Raw genomic sequence first — 23,324 nt, forward strand, 5'->3', positions numbered from 1 at the left:
TCACTTCCCGCAATTTCGCTTCCGGCCTTCCGGCTTTCCGCTGCCCCGACTCTACCAGAGTTTCCGCACCGCACTTTCCTTCGAAAAGGACATGCGGACACCGAATGCTCATCGCATAATCGGGAGGGGGTTTTGTCGCTCTCCCACCACCACCAGGCGGCCGGGGCAACCCGGAGAACGTTACGGAGATCGATCAACGAAGTCAAACCGGCCCCGGGCGACTGCCCGGGGCCGGTTCGAGGAGACCAGCGAAGCGTTCGGACCTACCGGCCCATCTCCTCCGCGATGGCGGCCGCGAAGGCGTCGATGTCGGCCTCCGTGGTGTCGAAGGCCGACATCCAGCGCACCTCGCCCGTGTGCTCGTTCCAGAAGTAGAAGCGGTAGCGCTTCTGCAACCGCTCGCTGACCTCGCGCGGGAGCACCGCGAAGACGGCGTTGGCCTGCACCGGGCGGACCACGGTCACGCCGTCGATCCGCTGGACCGCCGCCTCCAGCCGCTTCGCCATGGCGTTGGCGTGGCCGGCGTTGCGCAGCCAGAGGTCCCCGCTGAGCAGCGCCTCGAACTGCACCGAGGCGAAACGCATCTTCGAAGCGAGCTGCATCGACATCTTGCGCAGGAACTTGATGTTCCGGACCTTCTCCGGATCGAGGACCACCACGACCTCGCCGAAGAGCAGGCCGTTCTTGGTGCCACCGAAGGAGAGCACGTCCACCCCGGCATCGGTGGTGAACTCCCGGAACGGACGGTCGAGCGAGGCCGCCGCGTTGGCCAGCCGCGAGCCGTCCATGTGCACGAGCATGCCGCGCTCGTGCGCGTGCTCGCAGATCGCCCGGACCTCCTCCACCGTGTAGAGGGTGCCCAGCTCGGTGCTCTGGGTGATCGAGACGGCCAGTGGCTGGGCCCGGTGCTCGTCGCCCCAGCCCCAGGCCTGCTGGTCGATCAGCTCGGGGGTGAGCTTGCCGTCCGGGGTGGGCACGGTGAGCAGCTTGATCCCGGCGATCTTCTCCGGGGCCCCGCACTCGTCCACGTTGATGTGCGCGCTCTCGGCCGCGATCACCGCGCCCCAGCGCGGCAGCAGCGACTGCAGCGCGACCACGTTGGCGCCGGTGCCGTTGAAGACGGGGTACGCCTCGGCCTGCTCGCCGAAGTGCCGCTGGAAGACGCTCTGCAGGTGCTCGGTGTACTGGTCCTCGCCGTACGCGATCTGGTGCCCGCCGTTGGCCAGGGCTATCGCGGCGAGGATCTCCGGGTGGACGCCGGCGTAGTTGTCGCTGGCGAACCCCCGTACGGCGGGGTCGTGCCGCCGCACGGCGTCCGTGCCGGAGGTGGTGCTCATCGGGCTGTCAGCCACAGGTGCTGTCCGTTCAGTTCGGCGGCGGATCGCTCCCAGAGACCCGCCAGGGAGTCCGCGAGGTCCGCGGTGTCGGTGAATCCGGCGAAGGCCGCGTCCGGGCGCTCGGCGCGCATCTCGGGCGTGACCAGCGCCTTGATGACCAGGATGACAGCCGCCGCGGTGGGCGCGCCGTCCTCGGCGGTCGTCTGCTTGACGAAGGAGTGCGCCATCGAGAGCGTCCAGGCCTCGCTGGCGGCCTTGGCCGCGGCGTAGGCGGCGCCACCCGCGGTGGGCTTGTGCGCCGCGGTGGCCGAGATCATCGCGTACCGGCCGGCCTCGCTGCGCAGCAGCGCGGGCTGGAAGGCCAGCGAGGTGTGCTGCAGGGTGCGGACCACCCGGTCGTGCAGCCAGTCCCAGTCGTCGATCCGGCTGTCGTGGAAGGTCTTGCTCCCGCGCCAGCCGCCGACCAGGTGGAACACGCCGTCGACCCGGCCGTGCTCGGACTCCAGGTGGTCGGCCCAGTCGTGCACCTCCTGCGGGTCGAGCAGGTCGATCACCTGGCCGCTGATCCGGGCGCCGGGGACGGTGGCCCGTACCGCGTCGGTGGCCGCGTCCAGCCGCTGCGGGTCGCTGCCGGCCGCGACGACGGTGGCGCCGGCCGCGGCCAGTCGGCGCAGCGTGGCGCGCCCGGCCGGACCGGTGGCACCGGCCACCGCGACGACCTTGCCGGTGAGGTCGCTCATGCCGCGGCCTCCTGCAGGCCGGCGCCCGTGATGCCGGTGGTGGCCGCGATGACACCGCCGAGCTTCTTCGAGAGGGCCTCGAAGAACATGCTGAGCGGGAACTCGTCGGGCAGCACCGCGTCGCAGAGCGCCTTGTTCAGCGCCTTCGGTTCGGTGACGTCCAGCGGCAGGGCCTCCGGGCCCTTGGCCCAGGTGGACGCCGGGTGCGGGGTGAGGTAGCGGGAGACCAGCTGGTAGGCGGCGATCCAGTGCGCGGTCTTCGGGCGGTCGATGCCGGCCCGGTAGAGGTCCTCGATCTCGCCGCAGAGCGCGTTGGTCACCTCGGCGACCCGCGTCCAGTCGATGCTGAGCTTGTTGTCGCGCCAGCGCAGCGCGTCGTGCTGGTGCAGGTAGGCGAAGAGCAGCTGACCGCCCAGCCCGTCGTAGTTGCGGACCCGGCCGCCGGTGACCGGGAAGCGGAACATCCGGTCGAAGAGGATCGCGTACTGCACGTCGCGGCCCTGCTCGTAGCCCTCGGCCTCCAGCCGGACGGCCTCCTTGAAGGCGGTCAGGTCGCAGCGCAGCTCCTCGAGGCCGTACATCCAGAACGGGCTGCGCTGCTTGATCATGAAGGGGTCGAACGGCAGGTCGCCGTGGCTGTGGGTGCGGTCGTGCACCAGGTCCCAGAGCACGAAGGTCTGCTGGGCCCGCTGCTGGTCGGCGATCAGCGCGGCGGCGTCGGCCGGGATCTCCAGGCCGAGCAGCTCGACGGCGGCGCCGGAGACCGCGCGGAACCGGGCGGCCTCGCGGTCGCAGAAGATGCCGCCCCAGGTGAAGCGCTCGGGCGCCTTGCGGACCGCGACGGTCTCCGGGAAGAGCACCGCGGAGTTGGTGTCGTAGCCGGCGGTGAAGTCCGTGAAGGTAATCGGCACGAACATCGGGTTGTCGAAACGGGTCCGCTCCAGCTCGGCCAGCCACTCCGGCCAGACCACGTTGAGCAGCACGGCCTCCAGGTTGCGGTCCGGGTTGCCGTTCTGCGTGTACATCGGGAAGACCACCAGGTGGGCCAGCCCGTCGACGCGCTCGGCGGCCGGCTGGAAGGCCAACAGCGAGTCGAGGAAGTCGGGCTCCCGGTAACCGGTCTCGGCCCACTTGCGCAGGTCGGCCTGGACGGCGTCGAGGTAGGCCGCGTCGTGCGGGAAGAGCGGCGCGAGTTCCGCGATCGAGGCGAGAACCGTGTCCAGCAGCGGGTCGACGGTCTGCCGGTCGATGGCGGCCAGGTCGATCGAGCCGTCCTTGGACTGCAGCGGGCGGAGCGCCTCGACGGCCTGCTTCAGCCGCAGCCACGCCGGGTGGTCGGCCGGGGAGTCGGAGGGAAGATCGGCCGCCGCAGCGAGCCTCGGCGAAAGATTCTGCATGGGAGACCTACTTCGACAGGAGGTATTGAGTCAAGGACACGATAAGGACGAAAGGTTCTCCTGTTCAAGGGGGGGCCGATGAGAGAACCTGCACACCGTGGGGTGCCCGACCGGACGGCGGCGCCCTGGGCGCGCGTGACCCGCTATACAGAACGGTGCACTCCCATGCGCCCCTGTGCGCGCCCTAGCTGTCCGGGCGGGTGACCGGTGATCGTGGTCGGTAGCCCCATTCGCCCGGTGAACAGGGGGACCGATGCCCGGTCCGGCCGTCCTCAGCTGGCTGCTGGTCCTGCTGGCCGCGACCACCGGCGCCTTCTGCCTGGCCCGGCTGCGCACCGGCGCCGCGGGCGGGCACCGGGCGAGCCGCGAGTCGGACGCGGCCGAGGCCGTGATGGCGCTCGGCATGGCGGCCATGGTGCTGGGCGGTGACCGGCTGCCGGCGCCGCTCTGGGGCGGACTGTTCGGCCTGCTCGGCGCGGTCTTCCTGGTGGCCGCCGCGGGCCGGCCGGGACCGCCCGGGCTGCGGGCGCACCGGCTGCACCACGCGGTCGGCGCGCTGGCGATGGGCTACATGGCGCTGGCGATGGGCCGGAGCCCGCACCCGGCGGATTCCGGCATGGTGATGCCGACGGGCGTGCCGCCGCTGACCGGCCCGCTGCTGCTCTACTTCGGCTGCTTCGCGCTCTGGACCGGCAGCCGGCTGCTCACCGCGACCGGCCATCCGGCCGCCGCCGCTCCGGCCCCGGCCAGCTCCCGGCCGGGATCGCTGCTGACCGCCGCGGCCCTCCCACAGGCCTGCCGACTCGCCATGGGCGTCGGCATGTTCGCGATGCTGCTGACCCTCTGACAGCCGGCTCGCCGATCCGCCGACGACCCGTGCCGCGGGGGCGCGTGGCGTTGGTCACTGCGCCGGACGGGGTGTTCCTCGGCGCGCGGGGAGCGCCTAGATTGAGCCACGGCGTACTGTCGCGTTCTCCCCGGGGGAGCCCCTGCCATGACGGCCCTGCTCGGCCTGCTGCTGCTCGGTGTGCTGTTCTCCACCGCCGGACCGGCCCTGCTGGTGCGGGCCAACTGGGCCCGCCGCGAGCCGGTGCTGGCCCTGTGCGTGTGGCAGTGCCTGGTGGCGGCGGTGCTGCTGTGCTGCGTGCTGAGCCTGCTGCTGGCGCTGTCGGCCGCGCTGCCCCAGGTGCGCGCGCTGCTCTTCACCGGCGCGCCGCACGGGGTCGAGGCGGCCTACGGGCTGGCCGACGCGGAGGGTTGGGGTCGGTTCTGCACGGCACTGCTGACACTGGGCGGGCTGCGGACCGCGCTGTCGCTGGCCCGGGAGCTGCGCGCGGCCCGGGCGGAGCGCGGCCACCGGCACGCCGAACTCTCGCACCGGGCACCGGAGCTCCCCGCCGGGATCGGTCAACTCCCCGGGCAGCGTGAGCGGTTGGTCGTGCTGGAGGACGTCCGGCCGGAGGCCTGGTCACTGCCGGGCGCCGCGGCCCGGCTGGTGGTCACCACCGGAGCGCTGCACCGGCTCACCGACCGGGAGTTGGCCGCGGTGCTGAGCCACGAGCGCGGCCACGTCCGGGCCCGGCACCACTGGCTGGCCAGTTGCGCGGAGGCGCTGGCGGCCGGGTTCCCCGGGGTCGGGGTGTTCAGCGCGTTCCGGGACCAGGTGGGCGAGTTGGTGGAGCTGGCCGCGGACGACCGCGCGGCACGCCGGCACGGACGGTTCACCACCGCCACCGCGATGGTCGAACTCAACGCCGGACGCGGGGTGTTCGGGACCTGCCCGGCGCCGGGCCAGCTGGCCCAGGCGCCACGGCGGGTGGATCGGCTGCTGGCCGGCGAGCCGCGGCTGTCGGTACCGGACCGGTTGGGCCTGACCGCCGTCGCGCTGGCGGCGCCGGCCGCCGTGCTGGCGCTCGCCGTAGCACCGGGACTCACCGCGCTGCGCTGAGCCGGCGGTTCACCCGCAGCTGCTCTCCTCGACCTGACTTCGCGTCAACATCCGGGCCAGCACCTCGCGTTGGAGCGGGCGGGCGGCCTCGTAGCGGTCCCGGCCGAGCGGCGAGAGCGAGACGTAGATGCCGCGCCGGTCGAGGTCGCACATCACCCGCTCGATCAGCCCGGCCTTCTCCAGCCGGCCGACCAGCCGGGAGAGCGCGCTCTGGCTCAGGTGCACCTTGTCGGCCAGCTCCTGCACGCGCAGCTTGGCGCCGACCTCCGCCGGCGCCTCGGCCAACCGCTCCAGCACCTCGAAGTCGCTCATGCCGAGCCCGTGCCGCTCGCCCAGCTCGCGATCGAGGGCACAGGTCGTCGCCGCGTGACGGGCCAGCAGCGCACGCCACTCGGTGACCAGGGCGGCCGACTCGGCCGAGTCAGGTGAAGACACCCTCGCACGGTAACACATGCACGTGAACTAAATGCAAGCAGAATATATTCTCTTGCATTGGATGCATGTGCATGTAGTCTGCTCCGCATGACCACAGCCCGCACCACCGGACCGACCGTCGGCCCAACCACCGGACCAGGGAGAACGACTGACGCACCATCCGATTCCGACCGCTGGACCCCGCGGCTCTGGGGAGCCCTGATCGTCCTCTGTGCCGCGCTGTTCCTGGACGCCCTCGACACCTCGATGGTCGGCGTCGCGCTGCCCTCCATCGGCAGCAGCCTGAAGCTCTCCACCTCCACCCTGCAGTGGGTGGTCAGCGGCTACGTCCTGGGCTACGGCGGGCTGCTGCTGCTCGGCGGCCGAGCCGCCGATCTGCTCGGCCGCCGCCGGGTCTTCCTGGTCGCGCTGGCCGTCTTCGCCGTCGCCTCACTGCTCGGCGGGGTGGTGGACGACGGCGGGCTGCTGATCGCCGTCCGCTTCCTCAAGGGCGTCAGCGCGGCCTTCACCGCACCGGCCGGCCTCTCCATCATCACCACCACCTTCGCCGAGGGCCCGGCCCGCAACCGGGCGCTGTCGATCTACACCACCTGCGGCGCCAGCGGCTTCTCGCTCGGGCTGGTGCTGAGCGGCCTGCTCACCTCGGTCGGCTGGCGCTGGACCTTCCTGATGCCGGTCCCGGTCGCGCTGGTCGCGCTGGTCTTCGCGATCCGGCTGCTCCCCCGCCCGACCGGGTCGGAGCGCGGCCAGGGTGGATACGACCTGGCCGGCGCGGTGATCGGCACCGGCACCCTGTTGCTGCTGGTCTTCACCGTGACCGAGGCGCAGAGCGTCGGCTGGGCCAGCGCGCGGACGATCGGCTCACTGCTCGCGGTGGTCTTGCTGGGCGCGCTCTTCCTGCGGATCGAGCTGCGCGCCGCGCACCCACTGGTCCGGCTGGGGATCTTCCGCAACGGCGCGGTCGCCCGGGCCAACCTGGCCGCGCTCACGCTGTTCGGCAGCTACGCGGGCTTCCAGTTCCTCGCCACCCTCTACCTGCAGCGGCTGCTCGGCTGGTCGGCGCTGTCGATGGCGCTCGGATTCCTGCCGGCCGGCGCGCTGGTCGCGCTCTCCTCGACCAGGATGGGCGCCATCGTGGACCGCTTCGGCACCGGCCGGCTGCTCCCGCTCGGCGTCCTGGCGCTGCTCGCCGGCTACCTGCTCTTCCTGCGACTGGACACGCACGGCAGCATGTTCGGCCTGGTCGTGCCGACCACGGTGCTGCTCGGGATCGGTTTCGCGCTCGCCTTCCCCTCCGCCAACATCGCCGCCACCGACGGGGTGGCCGACGACGAGCAGGGGCTGGCCTCCGGGCTGGTCAACACGGCCATGCAGGTGGGCGGCGCGCTGGGACTGGCCGCGGTCACCGCGGTGATCACCGCGGGCAGCCACGGCGGCACCTCCGCGCAGGCCCAGCTGGCCGGTTACCGTCCGGCGCTGCTGCTGGTCGCCGGGGTCGCGCTGATCGGCCTGCTGGTCACCGCCGGCGGCGCGCTGCTGGACCGCCGGCGGGCGGCCGCCGCGCACCCGGTGCCGGACTACGACTACCGCCGGGCCACCGAGCCCGTGGGCTCCGCGCTCGGGGCCGAGCGGGTCTGAGCCGGCCCGGGCAGGCCCCTCACCGACGCCCACCGGGCAGGCGAGAACTCGCCACCCGGTGGGCGTCGGTCTCACCAGTCCCCCGTCCTGGTGAGACCGACGCCGGCCCCCGTACCGGGCCGACGCCCATTCTCGGACGTACGCCGTCGGGGCGCCGGTCAGCAGTATATTGACCGATAGCCAACCAACGTACGGAGCAGACACGATGGCACCCCGCGGGGATTCGGTCAACGAGGAGATGCGCCTGCGGTCCCGGCGCCGACTGATGCACGCCACCGTCGAACTCGTCGACCAGCACGGCTACGCGAGCACCACGCTCGCGGACATCGCCGAACGGGCCGGCCTCGCCCGCGGCCTGGTGTCGTATTACTTCGACGGCAAACGACTCCTGATGCAGTCGGCCACCCACCGGCTGATGCACCTGGAGCTGGCCGCCGCGCTCGACCGGCTCGGCCCGGACGACGCGCCACGGCAGCGGCTGGCCTGCGTCATCGACACCGTGCTCAACCTGGCGCTGGACCACCCGCGGGTGATGCGCTCGCACCTCGCGCTGATCCTGGATCCGGACGGCGGCACCTTCGTCCACGACCCGGAGCAGCGGCAGTTGGGCGCGATCCTGCGGGAGGTCCTGGCGGGGTGGGGCGCGGCCGATCCCGCAGCCGAGCACGCGGTGCTGCGCAGCGCGCTGATGGGCGGCTGCATAGGCCTGCTGCTACCGGGGGCGCGGACCCCGCTGTCGCCGATCCGGGCCGACCTGTTCGCCCGCTACGGGCTGGACTGGGAGCTGGGCGACCCGCCGGAGCGGGACGCCCCGACCCGGCCCACCGTCCCCGCACCGGCCACCGAACGCTGAGTGCCCTGCTCGGCCTCGGCGTTCAGCTCTCGGCGAGGATCGAGGTCAGCAGTTCGACCGTCCGCTCCGGGGTGAGGCTGTCCACGCAGAGCCGTTCCATCACCTGGACGTAGGCGTCCACGTCGTCGCGCTTGTCGAGGTAGAGCGCACTGGTGAGCTGCTCCAGGTAGACCACGTCGGCCAGGTCCTGCTCGGGGAAGCGCAGGATGCTGAACGCCCCGCTCTCCCCCGCGTGCGCGCCGAACCGGAACGGCATCACCTGGATCACCACGTTGGGCTGCTCGGCGACGTCGATCAGGTACTGGATCTGACCGCGCATCACCTTCGGTCCGCCGACCGGCCGGCGCAGCGCCGCCTCGTCGATCACCGCCCACAGCCGCGGGCTCTGGCCGCCGGCCAGCAGCTTCTGCCGGCGCAACCGCAGGCCGACCAGGCGCTCGATCTCCTCGTCGCCGAGCACCGGGCGACTCTGGCCGAAAACCGCCCTCGCGTAGTCCTCCGACTGCAGCAGGCCGGGGATGAACTGGACCTCGTAGGTGCGGATCAGCGCCGCCGCCTCCTCCAGGCCCACGTAGGTCTGGAACCAGTTCGGCAGCACGTCGTTGAAGCTGTGCCACCAGCCGGACTTGTTGGCCTCGCGGACCAGGCCGAGCAGCGCCTCGCGCTCGCCGCCGTCCTCCACGCCGTAGAGGCTGAGCAGGTCGGCGACGTCGCGCTCCTTGAAGCTGACCCGGCCGAGTTCCATCCGGCTGATCTTGGACTCCGAGGCGCGGATCGCGTACCCGGCGTCCTCGCGGGTGATGTTGCGACTCTCGCGCAGCCGGCGCAGCTGGGAACCCAGGAGGATCCGGCGCACCATCGAGCCGCCGCCGGGCTGAACTGTGGTCATGCCGTGGGAACCTCCGCCTCGGGAAAACAGCGCACAGTCTGCCATCAACTGGGCGCTGACAGTGCCGGTAGTGGCAGATGGATCTATCAATTCTGCATCGGCACCGTCATCGGCACACCCATCGGCACGGTCAGATGCACGTGCATCCGGCTCCTGCATATGCCAATAGTGCGACTGCACGTGAATCCACTCTTGCATCTGCCGTAAGCGCAGAGCACGATGGTCCACGTGCAGTTGCACACCCCCTTGGCAGTCCCGCGGGCTTCGCCGTCGACCCACGCGCGACTCCGCACCTCAGCAGGGCCGCGTACGACGCGTCCGGCCGGGGGTGTGCGGACGAGTGCGGGCCGGTCACGGCGGCGAAGCGGCCGAGCGAGTCGGAGGTGACCGGCATGACCCCGCCGGGTCCAGCCGTGTCCGCCCCCTTATGGGAGGAGCTCTTCATGGGCACCGGTGCGGCCCTGGCCGTCGATCCTGACGTTGTGACATGCACGCTCGCCCCCCGCTACGAGGCGGTCAGAACCGCCCGCGACTTCGTCCGAACCACCTTGCTGCGCTGGGGACTCGACGACCTCTTCGACGATGTCGCCCTGGTGGCCTCGGAGTTGGTGACCAACGCGCTGCGGCACGCGATCGGGGCGCCGACCCCGGCGGACGCCGTTGCCGGCGCGGCCGGTTCGACCGGCTGCCCGGTCCGACCGGTGTTCCCCACCCAACTCGGGCCCGGGCGGAACCTGGACGACCGGCTGCCGATCCGAATAAGCCTGGTGCACCGCGCCCCCAACCTGGTCTGCGCCGTCAGCGACCCGAGCAGCGACGGCCCGGTGACCCGGGAGGCCGACTTCGTGGCCGAGTCGGGGCGGGGGCTGCACCTGGTGGACTCCTTCAGCCACTCCTGGGGCTGGCACCCACTGGCCGGGGCCGGGAAGGTGGTCTGGGCCCTGTTCGAGGCCGAGCTGCCCGCCCTCACCGGACCGGTCCGACCGAGCGAGCCGGTCACGCTGGGGCGCCACCGCCGCTCCGCCTGACCGCGACCACCGAACGCCGCGCGGCCGCGCGGCGTTCCGTCGCATCCACCCGCACCATCCGGGACCTCCCCACCCAAAAGCGCCGAACGCCCGCCCGAGAACGCCGAACGCCGCCGCGGCACGAACTCCCACGACGGCGCTGCCCGGGTCGGGCCGGTCAGCTCACCAGGTGATCGAACTCCCCGTCCTTCACCCCGAGCAGCAGGGCCGCTATCTCGTCCCTGGTGTAGATGAGGGCTGGGCCGTCCGGGAACCGCGAGTTGCGCATCGCCACTCCGCCGCCCGGGAGGGCGGCCAGCTCCACGCAGTTCCCCTTCGAGTTGCTGTACTGGCTCTTCTGCCAGACCACGCCGTCGAGGTCCGCAGCCGCCATGCCGTTGTACAGGTGATGCATAGAAATCTCCCAAGACCCTGGAGTACTCGTACTGACTCGGCGCCCGACCGTTCCGGCCGCCGGCCGCCTCCGGCTCGTACGGGCAGGGCAGATGCCTCACTTGTCGTGATGATAACGCCAGTGCACGTGCATCGGCATGTGAGTTTGCTCGTGCACCGGCGTGTACATGTCGTAACGATTCCCACGCTGGCGGGTGTGACTGGTGAGACATAAGTGGACATATGCCAATCTTCCGCCCAGCGGGCGGTGACCGGCAGTGGTCCGAGCAGAACGACGCGGAGAGGGAGGCCAACCGTTGCAGCGGGATCGAAAGATCAACTCCGCAGTGACCTCCTCACAATCCGTCACCTTGGGCAGCCGGCTGCGGAGTGCTCGCGGCGATGTCCTACGATCTCCGTCCATGAGCACTGCTGCCATCCCGGGCTCTTCTCTGCCCGTCCGCACGCCAGGCTCCCGTGCGCGGGGGCGCCACCGTCGGCCCGAGCGGCCCGAGGTTCCGACCGGCGCACCGACACTGGTGCTCGCGGTTCCGGGCGAGGCCACGCCCGAGGCGGTGGCAGTGGTGGACGAACTGCTCTCCGTGGTGCGCGGCGAGCACCTCGGCATCGAGGTGACCGCGGGTTGGCTGACGCCGACCGGGCCGGCGCCGACCGACGGCGAGCAGAGCGACGCGGAAGCCGGCCGGCCCAGCGTGGCCGAGCTGCTGCAGGCCGCCGCCGAGGCCGGGCTGCCCGCCCCGCTGCTGATGCCGCTGCTGGCCGGCCCGCACTCCGCCCTGACGGAGCTGCAGCACCTCGCCGAGCAGGCCGGATCCCCGCTGACCGAGGTGCTCGGCCCGCACCCGCTGCTCGCCGAGGCCGTGCACGTCCGACTCTCCGAGGCCGGCCTGGCCCGCGCCGACCGCGCCCGGCTGTTCGCCATCACCACGGCCGCCGACGGCGTCGTGCTGACCACGGTGGGCGGCCCGGAGGCCGTCGCCGCGGCGGAGATCACCGGCGTGCTGCTGGCCGCGCGCCTGGCGGTGCCGGTCGTCGCCGCGGCCCTGGACGTCCCCGGTGCGGTGGCCGCGGCCGTCGACCACCTGCGGAACACCGGTTCGCAGCGTCCGGCGCTGGCCCCGCTGGTGATCGGCCCCGAGGCGGACCCGGAGCTGCTGCGGGCCGCCGCCGAGGAGACCGGCTGCCCGAGTGCCGAGCCGCTGGGCGCCTATCCGACCGTCGGTCAGCTGGTGGCCACCAGCTACCTGGCCACCGTCGGGGTCACCCCGCCCGAGGCGCCGGCCCGGAGCAAGCGGGCCGAGGCGGACGGTGAGACCGCCGAGGCTGCCGAGACCCCCGAGGCCCCCGAGGCGGAGCAGGGCGAGTAGACGTAGTACCACCCCGGCCCTGGGCCGGTCATCCGCATCGCGGGTGGCCGGCCCAGGGCCGTTCCGTGCGCCCACCAGCCCGTCCAGGGGCCCCTGGCGGGGCGCGGACCGAGGACGCGGGCAACCGGCCGACCAGCAGCCCGTCAGCGTCTCCAGAGCGGCCGGGACGGCCCGGCGCTGGCACGGCAGTTGGAGACGATGTGTCCGATTTGCCCATGCCTGCCACGGGAGCGACCGAATCGCCCGGCGGAGGCCATAGCAGGACTCAAGTGTCCGCTGGGCGAACGGCATAGGAATTTTTAATTCTTCGCCAGTTCATCCGCCCGGACCACCGGATCCGGCTCCCGGTCCCACTGCGCGGATGTGGCGTGCGGTACACCGCGCCGGCCCTGACCGCGCGCCGACAAACCTCCGCGCGGACGCGGCGTCAGCCTTCCGATCCACTGAGGGGGAGGCAATTCCGCACACTGCCGGGCGGATTCGCAGAATTCGATCAAAGGGCCCCGGCAATGACCGCCGACAGCCTTTCAGTTGATCTCCGAAGCGGATCTTGAAAGGCCCCGGAAGCCACTGTGACCGGCGCCACAGCTGTTTGCTAATCGAATTTAAGTCTGGTTAACGTGCTCCCCGTTCGTGGTCACACGGACCCATCCCGCCGGACGCCGAATCCTGCCACCGGACGGGCTGGCCGTCGCAGACGACGCCGAGGCAGGAGCGGGGGAACCAGGTTTGCCGCCCCGGAACGGTCTTCGGACCGGGTACCGGGGCTAGGGGTGAAGCCGACCGCCGGAGAAATCCGAGCGGACGGCCGGGCAACTCCAGCCCGAATCCGACAGCTCACCTCGTAGGCGTAGGAGAGGAAACGCAACTTCATGCTGCCCACTTCTGGTACGAACCGCTCCACCCGCGTCCGCCGCGTGATCGCCGCGACCGGCCTCGTCGGTATCGGTCTGAGCCTTCCCTGCATCACCGCCACCACCGCGTCGGCCGCCACGGTCAGCACCTGGGACAAGGTCGCCCAGTGCGAGAGCGGCGGTGACTGGAGCATCAACACCGGCAACGGCTACTACGGCGGCCTGCAGTTCTCCGCCTCCACCTGGGCCGCGTACGGCGGCACCCAGTACGCCGCGCAGGCCAACCAGGCCACCGAGGACCAGCAGATCGCCATCGCCGAGAAGGTGCTGGCCTCGCAGGGCCCGGGCGCCTGGCCGGTGTGCGGCCCGAAGGCCGGCCTGAGCCAGGGCGGCTCCGCCCCGCAGATCAACCCCTCCGGCGCCGCCTCGACCAGCACCGCGTCGAACACCTCCACCACCCCCGCGCCGGCGCCGGCCGCCCAGGCCAGCAGCACCGGCTCGGCGGCCCAGGGCGACTACACCGTGGTGGCCGGCGACTGGCTGTCCTCCATCGCCACCAAGCACAACGTGGCCGGCGGCTGGCAGAAGCTGTACGCCATCAACAAGTCGGTGCTGACCCAGGGTCCGAACGCCATCTTCCCGGGCCAGCACCTGTCGCTGGGCTCCACCGCGACGGCTCCGGCCGCCGCCACCCCGGCTCCGGCCACCCCGGCTCCGGCCCAGCCCGCCCCGGCGACCAGCACCCCGGCCCCGGCCGCCCCGGCCTCCGGCGCGATGGCCACCGCGATCGCCTTCGCCGAGTCCAAGGTCGGCCAGGCCTACGTCTACGGCGGCACCGGCAACGGCGGTTGGGACTGCTCCGGCCTGACCCAGGCCGCGATGGCCGCGGCCGGGATCTCCATCCCGCGCACCGCCGCCGCCCAGGCCTCCGCCAGCACCCCGGTCTCGATGAACAGCCTGCAGCCGGGCGACCTGCTCTTCTGGTCGAACAACGGCAGCGACTCGGGCGTCTACCACGTCGCGCTGTACATCGGCGACGGCAAGTACGTCGAGGCGGCCAACCCGTCGGCGGGCGTCAAGTACGAGACCATCGCCAACTACACGCCGAACTTCGCCGGCCGGGTCTGACCTCCGCGCGATCGTCGGTAGGCAGCAGTACCAGGAGTTCGCGAGCAGCAGCGACGCCGGATGGCGGGTGCCCGGGAGGGGCGCCCGCCATCCGGCGTTCGCGGAGCCGCTGAAAGGGCGGGTGACCAGGTGGTCACCCGCCCCGGACCGGGCGCGCGCTCTGTCAGGACCGCGCGGCCGGCCTCACTCCCCCCGGTGCGGATTCGCCCCGGTGGAGCCGCGCATGACCAGCTCCGGCTGGAACATGAACTCGGCGCGCTGCCCGGGGTTCCCCCCGACCTCCTCCAGCAGCGCGTCCACCGCCGCGGTGGCCATCGCCTCGACCGGCTGGCGGATCGTGGTCAGCGGCGGCTCGGTGAACGCCATCAGCGGCGAGTCGTCGAAGCCCACCACCGAGACGTCGCCCGGCACGGTCAGCCCGCGCTGGCGCACCGCGCGGATCGCGCCCAGCGCCATCAGGTCACTGCCGCAGACGATCGCCGTGCAGCCGCGGTCCAGCAGCGCGCCGGCCGCCGAGTGGCCGCCCTCCACGCTGAACAGGGTGTGGTGCACCAGCTCCGCGGCCTGCTCGGCGCTGTGGCCGAGGACCGACTGCAGAGCCGCCGTGAAGCCCTCGATCTTGCGCAGCACCGGCACGTACCGGCGCTGGCCGACCGCCAACCCGATCCGCTCGTGGCCGAGTTCGGCCAGGTGCTGGACGGCCATCCGCATCGCGGCCCGGTCGTCCGGCGAGATGAACGGCGCGGAGATCTTCTCGCTGTAGCCGTTGATCAGCACGAACGGGACCTGCCGGCCGGCGAGCCGGGCGTAGCGCTGGTGGTCGGCGGTGGAGTCGGCGTGCAGGCCGGAGACGAAGACGATGCCCGCGACCCCCCGCTCGACCAGCATCTCCACCAGTTCGTCCTCGGTGGCTCCGCCCGGCGTCTGGGTGCACAGCACCGGCGTGTAGCCGTGCCGGCTGAGCACCTGTTCGATCACCTGGGCCAGTGCCGGGAAGATCGGGTTGCTCAGCTCCGGGGTGATCAGGCCGATCAGACCGGCGCTGCGCTGGCGGAGCCGGGTCGGCCGCTCGTATCCGAGCACGTCGAGCGCGGCCAGCACGGTCTGCCGCGTGGTCGCGGAGACACCTGCCTTGCCGTTGAGGACGCGGGATACGGTGGCCTCGCTGACCCCCGCCTGCGCCGCGATGTCGGAGAGTCGCGCCGTAGTCACGAGCCCAGAGCCTATTGCAACCATGTCAGACCGCCCACCAGGCGGTGCTGTCGGTGGGCAGCACGGTCTCGCCGTCCACCACCACGGTCTCCGCGGAGGAGAGCAGCAGCCGGCCGGGCGCCGGTATCCGGACCGGCTCGCCGGTGGTGTTGGCGGTGCAGACGAACGCTCCTCGCGGCGCCTCGCGACGGAAGGCGAGCACGCCCTGCGGCGCGTCCAGCCACTCGACCTCGGTACCCGCGCCGAGCGCGGGGTGCTCGCGGCGCACGGCCAGCGCGCTGCGGTAGAGCTCCAGGGTGGAGGTCGGGTCACCGGTCTGCGCCTCGACGCTGAGCCCGGCCCACTCGGCGGGCTGCGGCAGCCAGCTGGGGCCGCCCTCGGTGGGGCCGAAGCCGTAGGGGGCGCGCTGGCCGGACCACGGCAGCGGGACCCGGCAGCCGTCCCGGAAGCCGTCCTGGCCGCTGGCGCGGAAGAAGGACGGGTCCTGGCGGACCTCGTCGGGCAGGTCGGTGACGTCCGGCAGGCCGAGCTCCTCGCCCTGGTAGAGGTAGGCCGAGCCGGGCAGCGCGAGCATCAGCAGGCTGGCGGCGCGGGCCCGGCGCAGGCCGAGGGCCCGGTCGCCGGAGGTGCGGATCTGGGTGCCGCCGGGCGGGTTGGCGAAGCGGGTGGCGTGCCGGGTGACGTCGTGGTTGGAGAGCACCCAGGTGGTGGGGGCGCCGACCGGGCGCATCGACTCCAGCGAGACGTCGATCACCTCGCGCAGCGCGGTGGCCTCCCAGGCGGTGCTCAGGTACTGGAAGTTGAAGGCCTGGTGCAGCTCGTCGGGACGGACGTAGTTGGCGGTGCGCTGGACGGTCGGGGTCCACGCCTCGGCGACCGCGATCCGCTCGCCCGGGTACTCGTCGAGGATCCGGCGCCAGCTGCGGTAGATCTCGTGCACGCCGTCCTGGTCGAAGAACGGCATCACGTCGTTGCCGAGCAGCTTGAGCTGGTCGTGGCCGCCGAGGTCGGGCAGGCCGGGGGCCTTCACCAGGCCGTGCGCGACGTCGACCCGGAAGCCGTCCACGCCCATGTCGAGCCAGAACCGCAGGATCGAGCGGAACTCGTCGGCGACCGCCGGGTGCTCCCAGTTGAAGTCGGGCTGCTCGGGGGCGAACAGGTGCAGGTACCAGTCGCCCGGAGTGCCGTCCGGGTCCGCGCTGCGGGTCCAGGCCGGGCCGCCGAAGATGGACTCCCAGTCGTTGGGCGGCAGTTCACCGTTCACGCCCTTGCCGGGGCGGAAGTGGTAACGGTCGCGCAGCGCCGAGCCGGGCCCCTCGCGCAGCGCGCGCTGGAACCACTCGTGCTGGTCCGAGGAGTGGTTGGGGACCAGGTCGACGATGATCCGCAGGCCCAACCGGTGGGCGTCGCGGATCAGGCCGTCGGCGTCCAGCAGGGTGCCGAACATCGGGTCCACCGCGCGGTAGTCGGCCACGTCGTAGCCGGCGTCGGCCTGCGGGGAGGCGTAGAACGGCGACAGCCAGACCGCGTCGACGCCCAGATCGCGCAGGTAGGGCAGCCGGCTGCGGACACCCGGCAGGTCGCCCATGCCGTCACCGTTGGCGTCGGCGAAGCTGCGCGGATAGACCTGGTAGATCACCGCGTCCCGCCACCAGCCTCTGGGCGCACCACCGTTCGCGGTGGCCGCGGTGGCGGCGGGCGCGTCGGCCGCGGCAGCGGGCCGGGAGGCGTCGGCCAGGTTCTGGGTCATCGGTCTTCCCTCGGGGGGTTCGGTGTCGTCCCGGCCGCCGGGGTCGGGGCGGCCGGTTCGCGGCAACAGGCAGATTACTTGGCGGAGCTGAGAGTCCGTCAGGACTTGGCGGCACCGGCGGTGAGACCGGTGACCAGGTGCTTCTGGACCAGGTAGAAGAAGGCCGAGGCGGGCAACGCGATCAGCACCGAGGTGGCCGCCATCAGGTTCCACTGGCTGTCGTGCTGGCTGACGAAGGTGGTCAGGCCCACCGCCAGGGTGTACTTGTCGGAGCTGAGCATGAAGGTGGAGGCGAACGGCACCTCGGCCCAGCAGGTCAGGAAGGTGTAGAAGGCGGCGACCGCCAGGCCCGGGCGGGCCAGCGGCAGCACCAGCCGCCAGAAGGTGCCGAACGGGCTGAGCCCGTCGACCCGGCCGGCCTCGTCGATCTCCACCGGGATGGTGTCGAAGTAGCCCTTGAGCAGCCAGGCGCAGTACGGCACGGCGGTGCTCGCGTAGACCAGGATCAGGCCGCCGTAGCTGTCCAGCAGGCCGAGGTTGGCCATCAGGTAGTACATCGGCACGATCAGCACCGCGATCGGGAACATCTGGGTCACCAGCAGCGACCACATCAGCGGGCGCAGGCCGGGGAACCTCATCCGGGAGACCGCGTAGCCGGTGCTGGCGGCGATCGCCACACCGAAGACACAGGTGCCGCCGGCCACGATCAGCGAGTTGAGGAACCACTGGAAGAAGTCGGTCTGGCCGAGCACCTTGCCGAAGTTGGCGAGGGTGGCCTTGCCGAGGATCCCGCCCGGGTGCAGGTAGTCCGTCTCGTTCGGACCCAGCGCGATGTAGCAGAGCCAGAGCACCGGGAAGACCGCGACCAGGCTCGCGATGATCAGGGCGGCGTGCGAGAGCACCGAGGCGGTGCGGCTGCTCTCGCCGCGGCGGCGGACCGGGCGCGGGTCGGCCGACCGGTCGGCCCGTTCGGGACGCACGGGGGTGCTCTGCGGGGTGGGGACGGTGGTGCTGCTCATCGGGTGGCCTGCCTTCCGTGCCGGCGTGGTTCGGGTTGCCCTGAAACGGTCTGACGGACCGTCACATGACGGCCTGGTCGTTGCGCTTCAGCCACCGCTGGTAGAAGGCCGTGAAGACGATCAGGATGGAGAGCAGGATGATGCCGTAGCTCGCCGACTGGGCGTAGTCGCGCGGCTGTTGGCCGAAGCCCAGCTGGTAGGCCCAGGTGACCAGGATCTGCACGTCGGTGGCGTTCTGGCCGAACAGCAGGAAGATGATCACGAACTGGTTGAAGGTCCAGATCACGCCGAGCAGGATGACCGTGCTGCTGACCGAGCGCAGCCCCGGGAGCGTGACGTGCCGGAACCGCTGCCAGGCGGTGGCGCCGTCCATCTCGGCGGCCTCGTAGAGCTCGGCCGGGATCGACTGCAGGCCGCCCAGCAGGGTGACCATCATGAACGGCACCCCGCACCAGGTGTTGACCAGGATGGCCGCCGCCTTCTCCGCCAACGGCTGCTCCAGCCAACCGGGTTGCGGCAGGTGCAGGGCGCCGAGCGCGCTGTTGACCAGGCCGCCGTCGGAGAGCATCAGCCGCCAGGAGAAGACCGTGACGAAGGTCGGCACGGCCCAGGGCACGATCAGCATCAGCCGGTAGAAGGTCCGCCCGCGCAGCTTCCGGTTCAGCAGCATGGCCAGGCCCAGCCCGATGCTGTAGTGCAGGGTGACGCAGAGCACGGTCCAGACGACGGTCCAGATGAAGTGCGACCAGAACCGGTCGTAGGAGCCGGGGCCCCAGAGGATGTCGGCGTAGTTCTGGAAGCCGACGAACTTGAAGCTGTCGGGGATGTGGTTGAACCCGACGGTGTGCCCGACGTTGAGGTTGGTGGCGTCGGTCAGGGTCAGGTAGAAGCCGCGGGCCAGCGGGTAGGCCACCAGCACCCCGAGCACGACGACCACCGGCGCGGCCATCGCGTAGGCGTACCAGTACCTGCTGTACGACTGCCGGATGCGCTGCAGCGGACCGCGGTTGCGGTCGCGCGGTTGGCCCTGCACGGCGACTGCCATCGATGACACCTTCTCGGGAGACTTGCGGGGAGGTACGGCCGGACGGGTCCGCCGAACGGCCCGATGTGGCCGGGCCGTTCGGCGGGGGACCTGGCCGGCGCCAGGTCCGGTCACGGGTGCTACTTGCTGAAGTTCGGCAGCAGCTTGGCGTAGTCGGCCGCGATGGCGTTCAGGCCGTCCTGCACGCTCTCCTGACCCTGCACGATCTTGCCGAGGTTGATCCCGCTGGAGGTGAACAGCGAGGCGTACTCGGGGAGTTCGGGGCGCGGCTGGGCATCCGGCAGGATCGCCTGGAAGCCGGCGATGCCGAGGTTGGCGGTGACGTCGGAGGTGTAGGCGTCGGGCCGGGTCGGCAGGGTGTCGTTCTTCTCCGCGATGAAGGTCTGGCTCTCGGCGGAGGTCATGAAGGCGACGAACTTCTCGGCGGCGGCCTGGTGGGCGGCGTCCGAGCCGGCGTAGACCTCCATGTTGGCGCCACCGGTCGGGGCGCCGGCCTTGCCGGTGGAGCCGGCCGGGACGGGCGCGATGCCGAGGTTGGCCTTGTTGCCGAAGGCCGAGCCCTGGTAGATGTTGGTGATCTCCCAGGGACCGTTGATGATCGCCGCGACCTTGCCGTTGTTGAAGGCGTCCATCATGTGCGCGTAGGAGTCCGAGGTCACGTCCGGCTTGACGGTGCCGGGCGAGGTGAACAGGGACTGGTAGGTCTCGACCGCCTTGACCGCGGCCGGCGAGGTGATGGTGATCTTCTTGTTGGGGGTGTCCACCAGGTCGGTGCCCTCGCCGAAGAAGAGCGGCATCGCGTAGTAACCGTCACCCGCGCGCATCTCGAAGCCGTCCACGCCGGTCTTGGACTTGATCGTGGCGGCGTCGGCCTTCAGCTCGTCCCAGGTGGTGGGCGGGGTGGTGATGCCGGCCTGGCTGAAGAGCGCCTTGTTGTAGAGGAGACCGAGGGTGTCGGTCACCTGCGGGACCCCGTAGGTCTTGCCCTGGTACTGCGCCTGCTTGATCAGGTTCGGCCGGAAGGCGGACGGGTCCGGCAGCGCGGGGGTGCCGTCCAGCGGGGCGAGGAAGCCCTGCTGGGCGAAGCCGGCGGTCCAGCCGACGTCGGAGCGGAAGACGTCGGGGGCGCCCTTGCTGCCCATCGCGGTCTGCAGCTTGTTCTGCGCCGAGTCGAACGGCACGTTGACGAAGTTCACCTTGATGTTCGGGTTGGCGGCCTCGAACTTCTGCGCCAGCGCCTGGTAGTTCGGCGCCTCGTTGGTGGCGTTGGAGGTGTCCCAGTACGTGATGGTCACCGGGCCGTTGGCCGAACCGGACGAGCCGGAACCGCTGCTGCCACAGGCCGCCAGCGAGACCGCGAGGGCCGCAACGAGGGCGGAGGCCGCGATGCCACGTCGCATGAGAACTCCTAGGAAAAAGAAGGTGGGGGTGAGTGCCCGGAGGGGGGACGGAGGGGCGATACTGGCCACCTCGCGCCGGCCGCACCAGTGCCGCCGTCCGAGCTGAGCAGGAACGTAACAGTGGCAAGTCGGCCGATGAAAGCTCTTGCAGAAAGTTTCTGCAAGAAGACGGAGATCGTTACATCCACGTGTCCGGAGAGTTGCCTCCGCGCGTCCTGGCCCTCCCGGCCCGTCCTTGACACCACCCGTCCGGTGGCCTGGGATTGGTGCTGACCTGCCCAACACCCCCTGGGCGGTCCCGCCCCGGCCGGCGCAGTCCAGGGTGGTCAGTCGCTCAGGAGGCGCAGATGGCCTATTACCGCACCGTCGGCACGGTGCCACCGAAGAGGCACACACAGCACCGCAACGAGGACGGCGGCCTCTACTACGAGGAGCTGATGGGCGAGGAGGGCTTCTCGTCGGACTCCTCGCTGCTCTACCACCGCGCCATCCCCTCCGCCCTGGTGGACAGCCGGGTGTGGGCCCTGCCGGAGGGCAAGCCGGAACCGAACCACCCGCTCAAGCCGCTGCACTTCAAGCTGCACGAGCTCTTCCCGGGCGACTCCTGGCGGCAGACCGACGCCGTGCGCGGCCGCCGGGTGGTGCTGAGCAACGCCGACGTCCGGATCGCCTACGTCGCCTGCGGGCAGCCGTCGCCGCTCTACCGCAACGCGATCGGCGACGAGTGCGTCTACGTGGAGTCCGGCAGCGGCACGGTGGAGACCGTGTTCGGCAGCATCGAGGCCGGCCAGGGCGACTACGTGATCCTGCCGCGGTCCACCACGCACCGCTGGGTGCCGACCGGTGACGAGCCGCTGCGGCTCTACGCGATCGAGGCGAACAGCCACATCACCCCGGCCCGGCGCTACCTCTCCAAGTACGGCCAGCTGCTGGAGCACGCGCCGTTCTGCGAGCGCGACCTGCGCGGCCCGGTCGGCCCGCTGCTGGTGACGGCCGAGGGCGACACCGAGGTCTACGTCAAGCACCGCGGCCCGGGCAGCGAGGGCGTGGCCGGCACGGTCTTCGTGATGCCGAGCCACCCGTTCGACGTGGTCGGCTGGGACGGCTGCCTCTACCCGTACGCCTTCAACATCAGCGACTACGAGCCGATCACCGGCCGGGTCCACCAGCCCCCGCCGGCCCACCAGGTCTTCGAGGGCAACAACTTCGTGATCTGCAACTTCGTGCCGCGCAAGGTCGACTACCACCCGCTGTCCATCCCGGTGCCGTACTACCACTCCAACGTGGACAGCGACGAGGTGATGTTCTACTGCGGCGGGAACTACGAGGCCCGCAAGGGCTCCGGCATCGGCCAGGGTTCCATCTCACTGCACCCCGGCGGCCACTCGCACGGCCCGCAGCCGGGCGCCTACGAGCGCTCGATCGGGGTGGAGTTCTTCGACGAGCTGGCGGTGATGGTGGACACCTTCCGCCCGCTGGAGATCGCCGAGGGCGGCCGGGCGAGCGATGACGGCAAGTACGCGTGGAGTTGGAGCGGGCGCGGCCCGCAGGACGGTGTGACGAAGTGACCTTGCAGACCTGGGTACCGGTTCCCGAGGGTTCCGACTTCCCGATCCAGAACCTCCCCTACGGCGTCTTCACCCCGCGCCACGGCGGCGGTCCGCGGGTCGGCGTGGCGATCGGCGAGCAGGTGCTCGACCTGTCGGCGATCTGGGCGGGCACCCCGCTCGGTGCCGACCTCGCGACCGGCTCGCTCAACCGCTTCCTGCGCCGCGGTCCGGGCGAGTGGGCGTACGTCCGCGAGCGGGTGACCAACCTGCTCAGCACCGAGGAGCAGCGCCCGCTGGTGGAGGCCAACCTGCACCGGCTGGACCAGGTCACCCTGCACCTGCCCGTCGAGGTCGCCGACTACGTCGACTTCTACGCCTCCGAGCAGCACGCCACCAACCTCGGCCGGATCTTCCGGCCGGACGGCGAGGCGCTGCTGCCGAACTGGAAGCACCTGCCGGTGGGCTACCACGGCCGGGCCGGCACGGTGGTGGTCTCCGGCACCGGGATCCGCCGCCCGAGCGGGCAGCGCAAGGCGCCCGGCGACGCGGCGCCGGTCTTCGGCCCCTCGGTCCGGCTGGACATCGAGGCCGAGATGGGCTTCGTGGTCGGCGCCGGCTCGGCGCTCGGCGAGTCGGTCGGCGTGGACGACTTCGCCGACCACGTCTTCGGCGCGGTGCTGCTCAACGACTGGAGCGCCCGCGACATCCAGGCCTGGGAGTACGTACCGCTCGGCCCGTTCCTCGGCAAGTCCTTCGCGACCTCGATCTCCCCCTGGGTGGTCCCGCTGGCCGCGCTGGAGGCCGCCCGGGTGGCGACCCCGGCGCAGCGGCCCGAGCCGCTGCCCTACCTGGCCGAGAAGCAGGGCTGGGGCCTGGACCTGCGGATGTCGGTGGAGCTCAACGGGCAGTTGGTCTCCCGGCCGCCGTACGCCGGGATGTACTGGTCACCGGCCCAGATGCTGGCGCACATGACGGTCAACGGCGCCTCGCTGCGCACCGGCGACCTGTACGGCTCCGGCACGGTCTCCGGCCCCGCGGCCGACCAGCGCGGCTCGCTGATCGAGCTGACCTGGAACGGCCGGGACCCGATCACCCTGGCCGACGGCTCGACCCGGACCTTCCTGGAGGACGGCGACACCGTCACGCTGCGGGCCACCGCGCCCGGCGCGGACGGCGTGCGGATCGGCTTCGGCGAGGTCACCGGCACCATCGTCTGATCATCAGACCAGAAGGGGCGTCGCGGGCACCGCTTGGGTTCTAGGAGTTGTTGCAACACCCCAGTTCAGGGGATGCATTGGACTTCGAGATCCGTGAGGACCGGACGCCTCAGGGCCCGCGGAA

The 23,324-nt window shown here is 71.5% G+C and carries 20 protein-coding genes and 1 riboswitch; of the genes, 9 read left to right on the top strand and 11 right to left on the bottom strand.

From position 1 onward, the window contains the following. Positions 1-263: 263 nt before the first annotated feature. From ACIGXM_RS36380 to ACIGXM_RS36390, 3 genes are read right to left on the bottom strand one after another with little or no spacing between them, the layout of a single operon-like run. The gene (locus ACIGXM_RS36380; RefSeq protein WP_396568406.1) at positions 264-1,337 is read right to left on the bottom strand and encodes a threonine aldolase family protein; all 1,074 of its coding nucleotides are present in this window, start codon (positions 1,335-1,337) and stop codon (positions 264-266) included. Continuing rightward, positions 1,334-2,077, bottom strand: a complete 744-nt coding sequence (locus ACIGXM_RS36385; RefSeq protein WP_396568407.1) for an SDR family NAD(P)-dependent oxidoreductase — start codon at positions 2,075-2,077, stop codon at positions 1,334-1,336. Before ACIGXM_RS36385 ends, ACIGXM_RS36380 begins: the two co-directional genes overlap by 4 nt. Then, positions 2,074-3,474 (bottom strand): DUF6421 family protein, encoded by a 1,401-nt coding sequence (locus tag ACIGXM_RS36390; protein ID WP_396568408.1) that lies wholly within the window; start codon positions 3,472-3,474, stop codon positions 2,074-2,076. The genes ACIGXM_RS36385 and ACIGXM_RS36390 overlap by 4 nt, the downstream gene beginning before the upstream one ends. Positions 3,475-3,727: 253 nt before the next feature. On the opposite strand from ACIGXM_RS36390, the gene ACIGXM_RS36395 reads away from it, so the two are divergent. Both ACIGXM_RS36395 and ACIGXM_RS36400 read left to right on the top strand, forming a co-directional pair. Then, on the top strand, positions 3,728-4,321 hold the full coding sequence (locus ACIGXM_RS36395; RefSeq protein WP_396568409.1) for a DUF5134 domain-containing protein: 594 nt from the start codon (positions 3,728-3,730) through the stop codon (positions 4,319-4,321). Between the two features lie 147 nt (positions 4,322-4,468). Beyond that, positions 4,469-5,422 carry a M56 family metallopeptidase gene (locus ACIGXM_RS36400; RefSeq protein WP_396568410.1) on the top strand — a complete coding sequence of 318 codons (954 nt, stop codon included), beginning with the start codon at positions 4,469-4,471 and terminating at the stop codon, positions 5,420-5,422. Between the two features lie 9 nt (positions 5,423-5,431). On the opposite strand, the gene ACIGXM_RS36405 is transcribed toward ACIGXM_RS36400, so the two are convergent. Further along, entirely contained in the window at positions 5,432-5,857 is a 426-nt protein-coding gene (locus ACIGXM_RS36405; protein WP_396568411.1) for a MarR family winged helix-turn-helix transcriptional regulator, read from the bottom strand. 87 nt (positions 5,858-5,944) lie between these two features. On the opposite strand from ACIGXM_RS36405, the gene ACIGXM_RS36410 reads away from it, so the two are divergent. Further along, entirely contained in the window at positions 5,945-7,495 is a 1,551-nt protein-coding gene (locus ACIGXM_RS36410) for an MFS transporter (protein ID WP_396568412.1), read from the top strand. Positions 7,496-7,700: 205 nt separating this feature from the next. Next, the gene (locus tag ACIGXM_RS36415) at positions 7,701-8,348 is read left to right on the top strand and encodes a TetR/AcrR family transcriptional regulator (RefSeq protein WP_396568413.1); all 648 of its coding nucleotides are present in this window, start codon (positions 7,701-7,703) and stop codon (positions 8,346-8,348) included. Positions 8,349-8,370: 22 nt separating this feature from the next. Here ACIGXM_RS36415 and ACIGXM_RS36420 read toward each other — a convergent pair whose 3' ends face one another. Continuing rightward, positions 8,371-9,237 (bottom strand): helix-turn-helix domain-containing protein, encoded by an 867-nt coding sequence (locus tag ACIGXM_RS36420; protein ID WP_396568414.1) that lies wholly within the window; start codon positions 9,235-9,237, stop codon positions 8,371-8,373. Positions 9,238-9,680: 443 nt separating this feature from the next. On the opposite strand from ACIGXM_RS36420, the gene ACIGXM_RS36425 reads away from it, so the two are divergent. Then, entirely contained in the window at positions 9,681-10,265 is a 585-nt protein-coding gene (locus tag ACIGXM_RS36425; protein ID WP_396568415.1) for an ATP-binding protein, read from the top strand. 157 nt (positions 10,266-10,422) lie between these two features. Here the strand turns inward: ACIGXM_RS36425 and ACIGXM_RS36430 are convergent, their stop codons facing one another. Then, positions 10,423-10,659: a DUF397 domain-containing protein gene (locus ACIGXM_RS36430; protein WP_396568416.1), complete on the bottom strand. Its 237-nt coding sequence runs from the start codon at positions 10,657-10,659 to the stop codon at positions 10,423-10,425. A 400-nt stretch (positions 10,660-11,059) separates the two neighbouring features. Here ACIGXM_RS36430 and ACIGXM_RS36435 point away from each other — a divergent pair, with 400 nt between their 5' ends. Together ACIGXM_RS36435 and ACIGXM_RS36440 are read left to right on the top strand one after the other, a co-directional pair. Continuing rightward, positions 11,060-12,025 (top strand): hypothetical protein, encoded by a 966-nt coding sequence (locus tag ACIGXM_RS36435; RefSeq protein WP_396568417.1) that lies wholly within the window; start codon positions 11,060-11,062, stop codon positions 12,023-12,025. Positions 12,026-12,716: 691 nt separating this feature from the next. Further along, a riboswitch (cyclic di-AMP (ydaO/yuaA leader) is annotated at positions 12,717-12,891 on the top strand. 6 nt (positions 12,892-12,897) lie between these two features. Further along, entirely contained in the window at positions 12,898-14,007 is a 1,110-nt protein-coding gene (locus ACIGXM_RS36440; protein WP_396568418.1) for a transglycosylase family protein, read from the top strand. A gap of 183 nt (positions 14,008-14,190) precedes the next feature. On the opposite strand, the gene ACIGXM_RS36445 is transcribed toward ACIGXM_RS36440, so the two are convergent. The 5 genes from ACIGXM_RS36445 to ACIGXM_RS36465 all read right to left on the bottom strand — a co-directional run bounded on the left by ACIGXM_RS36445 (position 14,191) and on the right by ACIGXM_RS36465 (position 20,433). After that, positions 14,191-15,243, bottom strand: a complete 1,053-nt coding sequence (locus ACIGXM_RS36445; RefSeq protein WP_396568419.1) for a LacI family DNA-binding transcriptional regulator — start codon at positions 15,241-15,243, stop codon at positions 14,191-14,193. Position 15,244: 1 nt separating this feature from the next. Beyond that, positions 15,245-16,969: a glycoside hydrolase family 13 protein gene (locus tag ACIGXM_RS36450; protein ID WP_396568420.1), complete on the bottom strand. Its 1,725-nt coding sequence runs from the start codon at positions 16,967-16,969 to the stop codon at positions 15,245-15,247. A gap of 98 nt (positions 16,970-17,067) precedes the next feature. Continuing rightward, positions 17,068-17,988, bottom strand: a complete 921-nt coding sequence (locus tag ACIGXM_RS36455; protein WP_396568421.1) for a sugar ABC transporter permease — start codon at positions 17,986-17,988, stop codon at positions 17,068-17,070. A gap of 61 nt (positions 17,989-18,049) precedes the next feature. Further along, the gene (locus ACIGXM_RS36460; RefSeq protein ID WP_396568422.1) at positions 18,050-19,033 is read right to left on the bottom strand and encodes a carbohydrate ABC transporter permease; all 984 of its coding nucleotides are present in this window, start codon (positions 19,031-19,033) and stop codon (positions 18,050-18,052) included. A 119-nt stretch (positions 19,034-19,152) separates the two neighbouring features. After that, on the bottom strand, positions 19,153-20,433 hold the full coding sequence (locus ACIGXM_RS36465; protein ID WP_396568423.1) for an extracellular solute-binding protein: 1,281 nt from the start codon (positions 20,431-20,433) through the stop codon (positions 19,153-19,155). 347 nt (positions 20,434-20,780) lie between these two features. Between ACIGXM_RS36465 and ACIGXM_RS36470 the strand changes: the two genes are divergently transcribed. Together ACIGXM_RS36470 and fahA are read left to right on the top strand one after the other, a co-directional pair. Continuing rightward, on the top strand, positions 20,781-22,001 hold the full coding sequence (locus ACIGXM_RS36470; RefSeq protein ID WP_396568424.1) for a homogentisate 1,2-dioxygenase: 1,221 nt from the start codon (positions 20,781-20,783) through the stop codon (positions 21,999-22,001). Beyond that, positions 21,998-23,200 (top strand): fumarylacetoacetase, encoded by a 1,203-nt coding sequence (fahA, locus tag ACIGXM_RS36475; RefSeq protein WP_396568425.1) that lies wholly within the window; start codon positions 21,998-22,000, stop codon positions 23,198-23,200. The genes ACIGXM_RS36470 and fahA overlap by 4 nt, the downstream gene beginning before the upstream one ends. The last annotated feature ends 124 nt before the right edge of the window (positions 23,201-23,324 follow it).

Source organism: Kitasatospora sp. NPDC052896 (assembly GCF_044547075.1).
GTDB lineage: Bacteria > Actinomycetota > Actinomycetes > Streptomycetales > Streptomycetaceae > Kitasatospora.

Excerpts from the sequence above, each read along its gene's own strand:
- ACIGXM_RS36380 (WP_396568406.1), bottom strand. The coding sequence starts at position 1,337 with ATGAGCACCACCTCCGGCACGGACGCCGTGCGGCGGCACGACCCCGCC.
- ACIGXM_RS36385 (WP_396568407.1), bottom strand. The coding sequence starts at position 2,077 with ATGAGCGACCTCACCGGCAAGGTCGTCGCGGTGGCCGGTGCCACCGGT.
- ACIGXM_RS36390 (WP_396568408.1), bottom strand. The coding sequence starts at position 3,474 with ATGCAGAATCTTTCGCCGAGGCTCGCTGCGGCGGCCGATCTTCCCTCC.
- ACIGXM_RS36395 (WP_396568409.1), top strand. The coding sequence starts at position 3,728 with ATGCCCGGTCCGGCCGTCCTCAGCTGGCTGCTGGTCCTGCTGGCCGCG.
- ACIGXM_RS36400 (WP_396568410.1), top strand. The coding sequence starts at position 4,469 with ATGACGGCCCTGCTCGGCCTGCTGCTGCTCGGTGTGCTGTTCTCCACC.
- ACIGXM_RS36410 (WP_396568412.1), top strand. The coding sequence starts at position 5,945 with ATGACCACAGCCCGCACCACCGGACCGACCGTCGGCCCAACCACCGGA.
- ACIGXM_RS36415 (WP_396568413.1), top strand. The coding sequence starts at position 7,701 with ATGGCACCCCGCGGGGATTCGGTCAACGAGGAGATGCGCCTGCGGTCC.
- ACIGXM_RS36420 (WP_396568414.1), bottom strand. The coding sequence starts at position 9,237 with ATGACCACAGTTCAGCCCGGCGGCGGCTCGATGGTGCGCCGGATCCTC.
- ACIGXM_RS36425 (WP_396568415.1), top strand. The coding sequence starts at position 9,681 with ATGGGCACCGGTGCGGCCCTGGCCGTCGATCCTGACGTTGTGACATGC.
- ACIGXM_RS36430 (WP_396568416.1), bottom strand. The coding sequence starts at position 10,659 with ATGCATCACCTGTACAACGGCATGGCGGCTGCGGACCTCGACGGCGTG.
- ACIGXM_RS36435 (WP_396568417.1), top strand. The coding sequence starts at position 11,060 with ATGAGCACTGCTGCCATCCCGGGCTCTTCTCTGCCCGTCCGCACGCCA.
- ACIGXM_RS36440 (WP_396568418.1), top strand. The coding sequence starts at position 12,898 with ATGCTGCCCACTTCTGGTACGAACCGCTCCACCCGCGTCCGCCGCGTG.
- ACIGXM_RS36445 (WP_396568419.1), bottom strand. The coding sequence starts at position 15,243 with ATGGTTGCAATAGGCTCTGGGCTCGTGACTACGGCGCGACTCTCCGAC.
- ACIGXM_RS36450 (WP_396568420.1), bottom strand. The coding sequence starts at position 16,969 with ATGACCCAGAACCTGGCCGACGCCTCCCGGCCCGCTGCCGCGGCCGAC.
- ACIGXM_RS36455 (WP_396568421.1), bottom strand. The coding sequence starts at position 17,988 with ATGAGCAGCACCACCGTCCCCACCCCGCAGAGCACCCCCGTGCGTCCC.
- ACIGXM_RS36460 (WP_396568422.1), bottom strand. The coding sequence starts at position 19,033 with ATGGCAGTCGCCGTGCAGGGCCAACCGCGCGACCGCAACCGCGGTCCG.
- ACIGXM_RS36465 (WP_396568423.1), bottom strand. The coding sequence starts at position 20,433 with ATGCGACGTGGCATCGCGGCCTCCGCCCTCGTTGCGGCCCTCGCGGTC.
- ACIGXM_RS36470 (WP_396568424.1), top strand. The coding sequence starts at position 20,781 with ATGGCCTATTACCGCACCGTCGGCACGGTGCCACCGAAGAGGCACACA.